This is a genomic window from Janthinobacterium sp. CG_23.3 (assembly GCF_046115965.1).
GTDB lineage: Bacteria > Pseudomonadota > Gammaproteobacteria > Burkholderiales > Burkholderiaceae_D > Janthinobacterium.
Genome location: NZ_JBJXIB010000004.1, coordinates 21863 through 34981 on the forward strand (window position 1 = coordinate 21863; position 13119 = coordinate 34981).

The following is a 13119-nucleotide window of genomic DNA, read 5'->3' on the forward strand; positions in this document are numbered from 1 at the left end:
GGGCTCAGACCGTCCGGGTCCGGCCCCGCGGTGGCGCCGCGGTTGTTCATCGCCGCCGCGCCCCGCCTCTGGTTTAACTTGACGTTTACGTTAACGTCATATAACTTACAACGACTCAGATCGCGCCCATTCCAAGGACATCATGAACGACCTTTCCAACGCCACCACCATCCCCGCCGCGCCGGAGCAACCGAAGCTGGCCAACAAGGTGCGCTTCGTCACCGCCGCCTCGCTGTTCGACGGCCACGACGCCTCGATCAACATCATGCGCCGCATCCTGCAATCGAACGGCGTCGAGGTGGTCCACCTGGGCCACAACCGTTCGGTCGACGAGGTGGTCACGGCGGCGCTGGCCGAGGACGTGCAGGGCATCGCCATCTCCAGCTACCAGGGCGGCCACGTCGAGTACTTCAAGTACATGATCGACCTGCTTAAGCAGCGCGGCGGCGCCCACATCAAGGTGTTTGGCGGCGGCGGCGGCGTCATCGTCCCCGACGAGATCGCCGACCTGCACGCCTACGGCGTGACGCGCATCTTCAGCCCGGAAGACGGCCAGCGCATGGGCCTGGTCGGCATGATCCAGTGGATGATCCAGCTGTGCGACATCGACCTGTCGACCTATTCGCCGACCTCGCTGGCGCCGCTGCGCGAAGGCGACATCGGCGCGCGCCACCGGCCGCTGGCGCAACTGGTCACGGCGCTGGAAAACGACAAGGCCACGCCGGCACTGCGCGCCGAACTGCTGGCCGCCGCCGCGACCTTGCGCGTGCCGACGCTGGGCATCACCGGCACCGGCGGCGCCGGCAAGTCGTCGCTGACCGACGAATTGATCCGCCGCGTGCGCCTCGACCAGGGCGACACGCTGAACATCGCCATCATCTCGATCGACCCGTCGCGCCGCAAATCCGGCGGCGCGCTGCTGGGCGACCGCATCCGCATGAACGCCATCAACCCGTGGGGCGCCGGCCAGCCGCGCGTGTTTATGCGCTCGCTGGCGACGCGCGAGGCCGGCTCCGAAATTTCGCAGGCGCTGCCCGACGTCATCGCCGCCTGCAAGGTGGCCGGCTTCGACCTGGTCATCGTCGAAACCTCCGGCATCGGCCAGGGCGACGCCGCCATCGTGCCGCACGTCGACGTCAGCATGTACGTGATGACGCCGGAATTCGGCGCCGCCTCGCAGCTGGAAAAAATCGACATGCTCGACTTCGCCGACTTCATCGCCATCAACAAATTCGACCGCAAAGGCTCGCTCGACGCGCTGCGCGACGTCGCCAAGCAGTACCAGCGCAACCGCGAAATGTGGACTAGGCGCCCCGACGAGATGCCGGTCTACGGCACCCAGGCGTCGCGCTTCAACGACGACGGCGTGACCGCGCTGTACCACGGCCTGCTGCCGTCGCTGGCGCGGTTCGGCCTGCAAACCAAGCCCGGCAAGCTGCCGCCGGTGGACGCCAAGCACTCCAGCGCCAAGCACGTCATCGTGCCGGCCGCGCGCAGCCGCTACCTGGCCGAAATCGCCGACACCGTGCGCGGCTACCACCGCCACACGGCCAAGCAGGTCGGCCTGGCGCGCGAGCGCCAGCAACTGACCGAGTCGAAGCGCATGCTGGCCGCCGCCAACAAGCCGGTGCTGGACTTCGACGGCCTGATCACCGAGCGCGAACACGCCCTCGACGCCAATTCGAAGAAGCTGCTGGCGATGTGGCCGGACATGCAGGCGGCCTACGCCGGCGACGATTACGTCGTCAAAATCCGCGACAAGGAAATCCGCACCCGCCTGGTCCAGCACACCCTGTCCGGCACCAGGATACGCAAGGTGGCGCTGCCGCGCTATGAAGACCACGGCGAGATCCTGCGCTTCCTGATGCTGGAAAACGTGCCCGGCTCGTTCCCCTTCTCGGCCGGCGTGTTCGCCTTCAAGCGCGAGGGCGAAGACCCGACCCGCATGTTCGCCGGCGAGGGCGACGCCTTCCGCACCAACCGCCGCTTCAAGCTGGTCTCGACCGGCATGGACGCCAAGCGCCTGTCGACCGCGTTCGACTCCGTCACGCTGTACGGCGCCGACCCGGCCGAGCGGCCCGACATCTACGGCAAGGTCGGCAACTCCGGCGTCTCCATCGCCACCCTGGACGACATGAAGGTGCTGTACGACGGCTTCAACCTGTGCAGCCCGAGCACCTCCGTCTCGATGACCATCAACGGCCCGGCGCCGACCATCCTGGCGATGTTCATGAACACCGCCATCGACCAGCAGGTCGACAAATTCGTCGTCGAGAACAAGCGCCAGCCGAGCCCCGACGAAGCGGCCAAGATCCGCGCCTGGGTGCTGCAGAACGTGCGCGGCACGGTGCAGGCCGACATTCTGAAGGAAGACCAGGGCCAGAACACCTGCATCTTCTCGACCGAGTTCTCGCTCAAGGTGATGGGCGACATCCAGCAGTACTTCGTGCACCACGAAGTGCGCAACTTCTACTCGGTGTCGATCTCCGGCTACCACATCGCCGAGGCGGGCGCGAACCCGATCTCGCAACTGGCGTTCACGCTGTCGAACGGCTTCACCTTCGTCGAAGCCTACCTGGCGCGCGGCATGCACATCGACGATTTCGCGCCCAACCTGTCGTTCTTCTTCTCCAACGGCATGGACCCGGAATACACGGTGCTGGGCCGCGTGGCGCGGCGCCTGTGGGCCATTTCGATGCGCGACAAATACGCCGCCAACGACCGCAGCCAAAAGCTCAAGTACCATGTGCAGACCTCGGGGCGCTCGCTGCACGCCCAGGAAATCGACTTCAACGACATCCGCACCACGCTGCAGGCCTTGATTGCGATTTACGACAACTGCAACAGCTTGCACACCAACGCCTACGACGAGGCGATCACCACGCCGACCGACGAATCGGTGCGCCGCGCGCTGGCGATCCAGCTGATCATCAACCGCGAATGGGGTCTGGCGAAGAACGAGAACCCGAACCAGGGTTCCTTCATCATCGACGAGCTGACCGACCTGGTCGAAGAGGCGGTGCTGCAGGAGTTCGAGCGCATCGCCGAGCGCGGCGGCGTGCTGGGGGCGATGGAAACCGGCTACCAGCGCGGCAAGATCCAGGAAGAGTCGATGCTGTACGAGCACCAGAAGCACGACGGCACCCTGCCCATCATCGGCGTCAACACCTTCCGCAACCCGAAGGCCGGCGACGCGCCGCAGAAAATCGAGCTGGCCCGCTCCACCGACGACGAAAAGCAGTCGCAGCTGACGCGCCTGGCGGACTTCCACCAGCGCCACGCCGACGCCGCGCCGGCCGCGCTGGCGGCGCTGCAGCAGGCGGCGATCGACAACGAAAACGTCTTCGAGCGCCTGATGGACGCCGTGCGCGTCTGCTCGCTGGGGCAGATCACCTCGACCTTGTTCGAGGTCGGCGGCCAATATCGTCGTAATATGTAGGAATTAACAAGCCGCCGCGCCCGCGGCGGCTTGCCTACGACACGACGTTAGCGCATTCACCGCTAATATGACGGAGATTGCGATGGCTGTTGCGCTGGGACCGATTCTGAAATTTTGCGGCGTCGACGACGACCTCTGGAGCGTCAGCGCGCTGGTAGTCTGCGGCGGCGGCGAACCCGCGCCGGCGGTGCTGGTCTACGACGGCGACAAATGGGATGCGATCGGCGCGGTCTCGCTCGGCGAGCGGCGCCAGCAAAAGAGCGGGTACACGGTCTGGCGTTACCGCTTCGCGATTGCGCAGAAAGCGGCGCAGCAGGAAATACGCTACACCGTCGGTAGCGTCGAGTATATCTTTATGGTGCCGCCCGCCGGCGGCGCGCCGACCTGCGCCTACACCTCCTGCAACGGCTTTTCCGACGCCAAGCTGATGAAGCAGGTGCAGGACAAGAACGCGCTGTGGACCACCATGCGGCTGCGCCACGGTGAGCGGCCCTACCACCTGCTGTTGATGGGCGGCGACCAGATCTATAGCGACAGCATGTGGCAGGAACTGCGCGGCCTGAAGACATGGGCCGGCCTGTCCGGCCGCGAGCGCAACGCCGCGCCCTTCCCCGACGAGTTGCGCGCGCAAGTCGACGGCTTTTTCCTTGAAAACTACCTGGAACGCTGGAGCCAGCCGGAAGTGGCCGCCATGATGGCGAGCGTGCCGACGGTGATGATGTGGGACGACCACGACATCTTCGACGGCTGGGGCTCCTACCCGGCCGAGCAGCAGGCCAGCCCGGTGTACCAGGGCATTTACGCGATCGCCCGCGCGTATTTCCAGCTGTTCCAGCTGCACGCCAACGCCGCCACGCCGCCGCTGCCGCTGCTGCCGAACCAGCCCGGCTTCAGCTACGGCCTGCGGGTCGGCGGCTACGCCATCCTGGCGCTGGACCTGCGCAGCGAGCGCAGCAAAACCACCGTGATGGGCGCCGCGGCGTGGCACGCCGCCTACGCCTGGCTCGACAAGCAAAAAAATTGCGACCACCTGCTGGTGATGTCGAGCATTCCAGTGGTCCACCCCGACTTCTCGACGCTGGAAACGCTGCTGTGCGCCCTGCCGGGCCGGCAGGAACTGGAAGACGATTTGCAAGACCACTGGCTGAGCCGCTCGCACCGGCAGGAACGGCTGCGCCTGATCCACCGCCTGCTCGACTGGTCGGCCGGCACCGGCGGCCGGGTCACGGTACTGTCGGGCGACGTCCACGTCGGCGCCGTCGGCGTGATCCAGGCGCAGCGCCGCGACGTGCCGGCCAACGCCAACGTCATCAACCAGCTGACCTCGTCCGGCATCGTCCACCCGGCGCCGCCGGCGATGGCGCTGTTCTACCTCGAGCACGTTGGCGCCCGCGTCGAGACCGTCGACCGCGGCATCACCGCGACCATGTTTGAATTCCCCGGCACCTCGCACCGCTACATCGGCGCGCGCAACTTCCTCAGCCTGGAGCCCGACCTGCCGCAGCAGTCGGCGGAAAAGCGCATCTGGGCCAACTGGTGGGTCGAGGGCGAGGATCTGCCGTATACCAAGACCATCCACGTGGTCAAATAAGCAGGTCGGACTTGAGTGCGGCTTCCACGACAGCGCGCACTTCGCCCGGACGGTAAGACAATCCCTCGGCGCCAGCCCGCGCGAGCTGCGCGCCCCGGCGCGGCCGCCGCGCCCCCCCCTCCCGCACTCAATAAAATTCGCGCAGCGATGTCGTAATACGCGTATTTGTTGACGCATTACTCACGGCGCCCGCCACGCTTGTCTGCGAAGATTTGAGCCACATCGACTCCTCCGATCCACATAGGGCCCACACCATGTTCAGCTATAGCCAGCAAACCCTCCAAGCCGTCGACCCCGACCTGTCGGCCATCATCCAACGGGAACACGCCCGCCAGGAGCGGCACATCGAACTCATCGCCAGCGAGAACTACACCTCGCCGGCGGTGATGAGCGCGCAAGGCAGCCAGCTCACCAACAAGTACGCCGAAGGCTATCCCGGCCGCCGCTACTACGGCGGCTGCGAATTCGTCGACCAGGCTGAACAGCTCGCCATCGACAGGGTCAAGCGGCTTTTCGACGCCGATACCCATGGTTGGGCGGCCAACGTGCAGGCGCACTCGGGCGCGCAGGCCAACGAAGCCGTGTTCATGGCCTTTATGAAGCCGGGCGACACCTTCATGGGCATGAACCTGGCGGAGGGCGGCCACCTGTCGCACGGCATGGCGCTGAACATGAGCGGCAAGTGGTTCAACGCGGTCAGCTACGGCCTCAACGACAAGGAGGAAATCGACTACGACGCGATGGAGCGCAAGGCCCACGAGAGCCGTCCCAAGATCATCATCGCCGGCGCCTCGGCGTATGCGCTGCGCATCGATTTCGAGCGTTTCGCCAAGGTGGCGAAAGACGTCGGCGCCTTGCTGATGGTGGACATGGCGCACTACGCCGGTTTGATCGCGGCGGGCGAATATCCCAGCCCGATCCCGCACGCCGACATCGTCACCAGCACCACCCACAAAAGCCTGCGCGGTCCGCGCGGCGGCATTATCCTGATGCGCCCGGAGCATGAAAAGGCGATCAACAGCGCGATCTTCCCCGGCTTGCAGGGCGGCCCGCTGATGCACGTCATCGCCGCCAAGGCGGTCGCCTTCAAGGAGGCGCTGCAACCTGAATTCAAGGCATATCAACGGCAGGTGGTGAAAAACGCCGCGGCGCTGGCCGAGACGCTGGTGCAACGCGGTTTGCGCATCGTTTCGGGCCGCACCGAAAGCCACGTCATGCTGGTCGACCTGCGCGCCAAGGGCATGACCGGCAAGGCCGCCGAGGCGCTGCTGGGCCGGGCCCACATCACCGTCAACAAGAACGCGATCCCGAACGACCCGGAAAAGCCGCTGGTGACCAGCGGCGTGCGCCTGGGCTCGCCGGCCATGACCACCCGCGGCTTCAAGGAGGCCGAGGCGCGCCAGGTGGGACACCTGATCGCCGACTTGCTGGACCACCCGGACGACGAGGCGCTGATGGTACGCGTGCGGGCGGCCGTGGCCGAACTGACCGCCGCCTTCCCCGTGTACGGCTGAACACCATGAGCCACTCCATGTCACTCAGCGTTTTCGACCTGTTCAAAGTCGGCATCGGCCCGAGCAGTTCGCACACCGTCGGACCGATGCGCGCCGCCTGCATGTTCGCCGGCGCGCTGCGCGACGGCGGCTGGCTGGACGCCGTGCAGCGCGTCCGCTGCGAACTCTACGGCTCGCTCGGCGCCACCGGCAAGGGCCACGGCAGCGACCGGGCCGTGCTGCTGGGTTTGGAAGGCGAAGCGCCCGACCTGATCGATCCGGACGCCATCGCGCCGCGGGTGCAGCGCGTGCGCGAGTCGCGCAGCCTGAATCTGCTCGGCTCGCACCCGGTCGCGTTCGACGAACGGGAAGACTTGCTGTTCCTGCGCAAAAGCCTGCCCTTCCACCCCAACGGCATGCGCCTGTACGCCTACGACGCCGGCGGCGCGACCCTGCTGGAGAAAACCTACTTCTCGGTCGGCGGCGGCTTCGTCGTCAACCAGGACGCGCAGGGCCAAGCGGCGCTGCTGCCACACCAGCAAAGGGTTCCCTATCCGTTTTCAAGCGGCGACGAGTTGTTGCAGCGTTGCCGCGACAGCGGCCTGTCCATCGCCCAGCTGATGTGGCACAACGAGCTGACCTGGCGCGACGCCGACGCGGTGCGCGCCGGCCTGCTGCACATCTGGGGCGTCATGCAGGCCTGCGTGCGGCGCGGCATCGCCACCGAGGGCGTGCTGCGCGGCGGCTTCAAGGTCAAGCGCCGCGCCGCCGACCTGTACCGCGACCTGACGGCGCATCCCGAGGCGGCGTTGAGCGACCCACTGCAAATCATGGACTGGATCAACCTCTACGCCCTCGCCGTCAACGAGGAAAACGCCGCCGGCGGCCGCGTCGTCACGGCGCCCACCAACGGCGCCGCCGGCATCGTGCCGGCGGTGCTGCATTACTACACGCGCTTCGTGCCCGGCGCCAACGACCAGGGCGTCGTCGACTTCATGCTGACCGCCGCGGCGATTGGCATCCTGTACAAGGAGAACGCCTCCATTTCGGGCGCCGAGGTGGGTTGCCAGGGCGAAGTCGGCGTGGCCTGCTCGATGGCCGCCGGCGCCCTGGTGCAGGCCATGGGCGGCTCGCCCGAGCAGGTCGAAAACGCCGCGGAAATCGGCATGGAGCACAACCTCGGGCTGACCTGCGACCCGGTCGGCGGCCTGGTGCAAATCCCCTGCATCGAACGCAACGCCATGGGTTCGGTCAAGGCCATCAACGCCGCGCGCATGGCGCTGCGCGGCGACGGCACGCATTTCGTCTCGCTCGACAAGGTCATCAAGACCATGCGCGAGACCGGCGCCGATATGAAAACCAAATACAAGGAAACCTCGCGCGGCGGGCTGGCCGTCAACATCGTTGAGTGCTGATACCCGGAAGCTACTATGCAAAAATTTTCTATCTGGTCGCTGCTGCGCAACAGCATGTCTTACCACGAGGGCTGGGAAAAACAATGGCGCTCGCCCGATCCCAGGCGTGAATACGACGTGGTCATCATCGGCGCCGGCGGCCACGGCCTGGCGACGGCGTATTACCTGGCCAGGGAGCACGGCCTGCGCAATATCGCGGTGGTCGAACGCGGCTACCTGGGCGGCGGCAACACGGCGCGCAACACCACCATCGTGCGCTCCAACTACCTGTGGGACGAATCGACGGCGCTGTACGAAAAGTCGATGAAGCTGTGGGAAGGGCTGTCGCAGGAGCTCAACTACAACGTCATGTTCAGCCAGCGCGGCGTGATGAACCTGGGCCACAGCCTGCAAGACATGCGCGACATCGAGCGCCGCGTCAACGCCAACCGGCTCAACGGCGTCGACGGCGAGGTCGTCACGCCGGCGCAGATCAAGCAGATGATTCCCTTTATTAACCTGAACACCCGCTACCCGGTGCTCGGCGCGTCGCTGCAACGCCGCGGCGGCGTGGCGCGCCACGACGCCGTCGCCTGGGGTTACGCGCGGGCGGCCGACGCGCTTGGCGTGGACATCATCCAGAACTGCGAAGTCACCGGCATCCGCCGCAATGGCGGGGCGGTGGTCGGCGTCGAGACCGCCAAAGGCTTTATCCAGGCCAAGAAAGTGGCGATCGTCGCCGCCGGCCACTCCAGCGTGGTGGCCGGCATGGCCGGCATCCGCCTGCCGATCGAGTGCCGGCCGCTGCAGGCGCTGGTGTCGGAGCCGCTCAAACCGATTTTCCCCAACGTGGTGATGAGCAACGCCATCCACGCCTACATCAGCCAGTCCGACAAGGGCGACCTGGTCATCGGCGCCGGCGTCGACCAGTACAACGGCTACGGGCAACGCGGCAGTTACCACACCATCGAACACACGTTGCAGGCGATTGTCGAGATGTTCCCGCTGTTTTCCCGCGTGCGCATGAACCGCCAGTGGGGCGGCATCGTCGACGTCTCGCCCGACGCCTGCCCCATCATCGGGCTGACGCCGGTCAAAGGGCTGTACATCAACTGCGGCTGGGGCACCGGCGGCTTCAAGGCCACGCCCGGCTCGGGCTGGGCCATGGCGCACACCATCGCGCAAGACCGGCCGCACGCGCTCAATGAAGCGCTGTGCCTGGATCGCTTCCACACCGGCCGCCTGATCGACGAGCACGGCGCGGCCGGCGTCGCACACTAGGAATCACTACCATGTTACAAATCAACTGCCCCTGGTGCGGCGCGCGCGCCGAAACCGAATTCACCTGCGGCGGCGAAGGCGGCATCGTCCGTCCCGCCGCCAGCGACACCATGACCGACGCCGAGTGGGGCGACTACGTCTTCATGCGCCGGAACCCCAAGGGGCTGCACCACGAGCAGTGGCGCCACTCAAGCGGCTGCGGGCGCTGGTTCAACGCGCTGCGCGACACCGTGAGCTACCGTTTCGAGGCCGTCTGGAAGATCGGCGAGCCGGCGCCGGCGGCGGCCGCCGCCCATGTCCACGCCCGGGCCGCGCAATGAGCGCGCGCCTGTCCAGCGGCGGCCGGGTCAACCGCCGGCGCGTGCTGAACTTCACCTTCAACGGCCGCGCCTACCGGGGCCTGGAGGGCGACACCCTGGCGTCGGCCTTGCTGGCCAACGGCGTGTCGCTGGTCGCGCGCAGCTGGAAGTACCACCGCCCGCGCGGCATCCTGTCGGCCGGCGTCGAGGAGCCGAACGCCTTGGTGCAGTTGTTCGACGGCGCCCGCACCGTGCCCAACGCGCGCATGACCGAAGTGGCCCTGGTCGAGGGCTTGAACGCGCGCTCGATCCACGCCAGCCCGAGCGTCGAGTTCGACGTCAAGGCGCTCAGCGGCCTGTTCTCGCGCCTGATACCGGCCGGCTTTTATTACAAAACCTTCATGGCCTCGCAGGCGGCCTGGCACTTTTTCGAAAAGCACATCCGCGCCGCGAGCGGCCTCGGCACTTCACCCTCCGAGGGCGATCCGGACCGCTACGACAAGCGTTACGCGCATTGCGACGTGCTGGTGGTCGGCGCCGGCATCGCCGGCTTGACGGCGGCGCTGGCGGCGGGCCGCTCCGGCGCCCGCGTGATCCTGTGCGACGAACAGGCCGAACCCGGCGGCTGGCTGCTGTCGAGCAACGAGATGGTCGACCAGCTCGCGGCGGCGCAGTGGGTGGCGCGCGCGCTGGCCGAACTGGCCGCGATGCCCGAGGTCATCTTGTTGCCACGCACCACGGCCTTCGGCTACCTGGACCACGATCTGTTGGCGCTGGCCGAGCGCCGCGCCGACCACCTTCCGTCCGAACAGGCGCCGCTGTTCCGCGAACGGCTGTGGCGGGTGCGCGCCAAGCAAGTCGTGCTGGCCACCGGCGCGCACGAGCGCCCGCTCGTGTTCAGCAACAACGACCTGCCGGGCGTGATGCTGGCGGGCGCCGTGTCGATTTATGTGCGGCGCTATGCCGTGCTGCCGGGCCGCAACGCCGTGGTCTTTACCAACAACGACGCGGGCTACGACGCCGCCCTGGCCCTGAAGGACGCCGGCGCCGAGGTTCGGGTGGTCGACGCGCGCGCCACGGCTAGCGGCTCGCTGAGCCAGCGCGCCAAAAACGCCGGCATCAAGATCCTCGCCGGCCACGTCGTCACCGAGGCGCGCGGCGGCAAGCGCGTCAGCGCCGTCATGGTGCAGGCGATGGACGCGCAAGGACGTTTAAGCGGTGCCGCAAGCACGCTGGCCTGCGACCTGGTGGCCTTGTCGGGCGGCTTCAGCCCGGTGATCCACCTGCAATGCCAGGCCGGCAGCAAAGCCATATGGGACGAGCAACGGGCGGCCTTCTTGCCCGGCAAGCCGGCCCAATCGGAGCGCTCGGCGGGCGCCTGCCAAGGCATGCTGACCTTGCGCGACTGCGCCCGGGACGGCTTCGCCGCCGGCCTCGCCAGCGTGCAAAAGCTCGGCTTCACGGCCGTCGACAAGGGCGCCCCCAACGTCGCCTCAAGCGACGCCGGCGAGCTGCGCCCGCTTTGGCTGGTGCCGCACGCGCGCGGCGTGAGTCGCGCCCCGAAACAGTTCGTCGATTTGCAAAACGACGTGGCCGCCTCCGACATCCACCTCGCCATCCGCGAAGGGTTCGAATCGATCGAGCACGTCAAACGCTATACCGCGATGGGTTTTGGCACCGACCAGGGCAAGACCGGCAACATCAACGGCATGGGCATCGCCGCGCAAGCGCTCGGCAAGACCATTGCGCAGGTTGGCACCACCACCTTCCGCCCGAACTACACGCCGGTCACCTTCGGCGCCGTGGCCGGGCTGGAGCTGGGCGACGCGTTCGATCCGATCCGCACCACCCCGATCCACGAGTGGCACGTCAGGCATGGCGCGCTGTTCGAGGATGTCGGGCAATGGAAGCGCCCCTGGTATTACCCGAGGAACGGCGAGGACTTGCACGCGGCGGTCAAACGCGAGGTGCTGGCGGTGCGCAACGGCGTCGGCACGCTCGACGGTTCGACGCTGGGCAAGATCGACATCCAGGGGCCGGACGCCACCACGCTGCTCAACTGGGTGTACAGCAACGCCTGGTCCAAGCTGGAGATCGGCAAGTGCCGCTACGGACTGATGCTCGATGAAAACGGCATGGTCTTCGACGACGGCGTGACGGTGCGCCTGGCCGAACACCACTACCTGATGCACACCACCTCGGGCGGGGCGGCGCGCGTGCTGGCCTGGATGGAACGCTGGCTGCAAACCGAATGGCCGCACCTGAAGGTCTACCTGACCAGCGCCACCGACCACTGGTCGACTAGCATCGTGGCCGGCCCCAAGAGCCGGCCCCTGCTGAAGAAGATTTGCCGGGATATCGACTTCGACGACGCCGCCTTCCCCTTCATGTCCTACCGCGAGGGCACGCTCGCCGGCGTCAAGGCGCGCGTCATGCGCATCAGCTTTTCGGGCGAGCGCTGCTACGAGGTCAACGTGGCGGCCAACGACGGCCTGCGGGTGTGGGAGGCGATTCACGGCGCCGGCGCCGAGTTCGGTATCACGCCCTACGGCACCGAGACCATGCACGTGCTGCGCGCCGAGAAAGGCTACATCATCATCGGCCAGGACACCGACGGCTCGGTCAGCCCTATCGATCTCGGCATGGGCGGCCTGGTGACCAAGACCAAGGATTGCCTGGGCAAGCGTTCGCTGGCGCGCGCCGACACCCAACGCGCCGACCGCAAGCAGCTGGTCGGCCTGCTGACCGACGACCCGCGCTTCGTCCTGTCCGAGGGCGCGCAGATTTTGAACGACGCGCCGCGCACCATCCCGGCGCCCATGGTGGGCCACGTCACCTCCAGCTATATGAGTCCGACGCTCGACCGATCGATCGCGATGGCGCTCGTCAAGGGCGGTGCGAACCGGATGGGGGAACGCGTGCACGTCTCGATGCGCGACGGCCGCAGCGCCACCGCCACCATCACCAGCCCGGTCTTCCTCGATCCTCAATCGGAGCGTCAACATGCTTGAAACCCTACAGCGCGCGGCGCTACCCGGCGCCGGCTCGCCGGCCGCCACCACCGCCGCGTCGGACCGGGCCTTGCTGGCTGGCTGGCACACGGGACTGGCGATCGTCAACCTGCGCGGCAACGCCGACGACCCGGCGTTTCGCGCCGCGGTGGCGCAGGCGCTGAACCTGGAATTGCCGGTGCAACCCTGCACCAGCGTGGCCGACGCCGTGTTCCGGCTGGTCTGGGCCGGCCCGGACGACTGGTTTGTCGTCGGCCCCAAGGGCCGGGCGGCGGCCATCGAAACGCGGCTGCGCACGGCGCTGGCCGGCATCCACCACGCGGTGACCGACGTCAGCGGCGGGTATACCGTGCTGCACCTGAGCGGCCCGCCGGTGCGCGAGGTGCTGGCCCAGGGCTGCCCGTTGGACTTGCATCCGCGGGTGTTCCGAACCGGCTCCAGCGCCGGCTCGCTGTTCTTTAAAACCTCGGTCTGGCTGTGGCAAACCGACGCGGCGCCCACGTACGAAGTACTGGTGCGCAGCAGTTTCACCGCTTACTTCTGGCTGATGCTGGAGCGCGGCACGCAGGAGTGCGGCCTGGTCAGGCGCCGCTTTTTATGAACGCCAACCG

8 protein-coding genes are annotated in these 13119 nt (G+C 67.1%); all 8 read left to right on the plus strand.

Going from position 1 to position 13119, the window contains the following annotated elements; genetic code table 11:
- Positions 1–142: 142 nt before the first annotated feature.
- The 8 genes from icmF to ACFDR9_RS02625 all read left to right on the plus strand — a co-directional run bounded on the left by icmF (position 143) and on the right by ACFDR9_RS02625 (position 13109).
- Positions 143–3439, plus strand: a complete 3297-nt coding sequence (gene icmF, locus ACFDR9_RS02590) for a fused isobutyryl-CoA mutase/GTPase IcmF (protein WP_409029954.1) — start codon at positions 143–145, stop codon at positions 3437–3439.
- Between the two features lie 82 nt (positions 3440–3521).
- On the plus strand, positions 3522–5030 hold the full coding sequence (locus ACFDR9_RS02595) for an alkaline phosphatase D family protein (RefSeq protein ID WP_017878006.1): 1509 nt from the start codon (positions 3522–3524) through the stop codon (positions 5028–5030).
- A gap of 254 nt (positions 5031–5284) precedes the next feature.
- A complete protein-coding gene (gene glyA, locus ACFDR9_RS02600; protein ID WP_017878007.1) occupies positions 5285–6544 on the plus strand; it encodes a serine hydroxymethyltransferase in 1260 nt (419 codons plus the stop codon).
- 17 nt (positions 6545–6561) lie between these two features.
- Complete coding sequence (locus tag ACFDR9_RS02605) at positions 6562–7938, plus strand: L-serine ammonia-lyase (protein WP_017878008.1); 1377 nt, start codon at positions 6562–6564, stop codon at positions 7936–7938.
- Positions 7939–7953: 15 nt separating this feature from the next.
- Entirely contained in the window at positions 7954–9198 is a 1245-nt protein-coding gene (locus ACFDR9_RS02610; RefSeq protein ID WP_017878009.1) for a sarcosine oxidase subunit beta family protein, read from the plus strand.
- Positions 9199–9209: 11 nt separating this feature from the next.
- Complete coding sequence (locus ACFDR9_RS02615) at positions 9210–9518, plus strand: sarcosine oxidase subunit delta (RefSeq protein ID WP_017878010.1); 309 nt, start codon at positions 9210–9212, stop codon at positions 9516–9518.
- Positions 9515–12508: a sarcosine oxidase subunit alpha family protein gene (locus ACFDR9_RS02620; protein ID WP_409029955.1), complete on the plus strand. Its 2994-nt coding sequence runs from the start codon at positions 9515–9517 to the stop codon at positions 12506–12508. The genes ACFDR9_RS02615 and ACFDR9_RS02620 overlap by 4 nt, the downstream gene beginning before the upstream one ends.
- A complete protein-coding gene (locus ACFDR9_RS02625; protein ID WP_409029956.1) occupies positions 12501–13109 on the plus strand; it encodes a sarcosine oxidase subunit gamma in 609 nt (202 codons plus the stop codon). The genes ACFDR9_RS02620 and ACFDR9_RS02625 overlap by 8 nt, the downstream gene beginning before the upstream one ends.
- Positions 13110–13119: the final 10 nt, after the last annotated feature.

Bases quoted from the DNA above. Each gene is read 5' to 3' on its own strand.
- icmF (WP_409029954.1), top strand. From the start codon at position 143: ATGAACGACCTTTCCAACGCCACCACCATCCCCGCCGCGCCGGAGCAA.
- ACFDR9_RS02625 (WP_409029956.1), top strand. From the start codon at position 12,501: ATGCTTGAAACCCTACAGCGCGCGGCGCTACCCGGCGCCGGCTCGCCG.
- ACFDR9_RS02615 (WP_017878010.1), top strand. From the start codon at position 9,210: ATGTTACAAATCAACTGCCCCTGGTGCGGCGCGCGCGCCGAAACCGAA.
- glyA (WP_017878007.1), top strand. From the start codon at position 5,285: ATGTTCAGCTATAGCCAGCAAACCCTCCAAGCCGTCGACCCCGACCTG.
- ACFDR9_RS02620 (WP_409029955.1), top strand. From the start codon at position 9,515: ATGAGCGCGCGCCTGTCCAGCGGCGGCCGGGTCAACCGCCGGCGCGTG.
- ACFDR9_RS02610 (WP_017878009.1), top strand. From the start codon at position 7,954: ATGCAAAAATTTTCTATCTGGTCGCTGCTGCGCAACAGCATGTCTTAC.
- ACFDR9_RS02595 (WP_017878006.1), top strand. From the start codon at position 3,522: ATGGCTGTTGCGCTGGGACCGATTCTGAAATTTTGCGGCGTCGACGAC.
- ACFDR9_RS02605 (WP_017878008.1), top strand. From the start codon at position 6,562: ATGTCACTCAGCGTTTTCGACCTGTTCAAAGTCGGCATCGGCCCGAGC.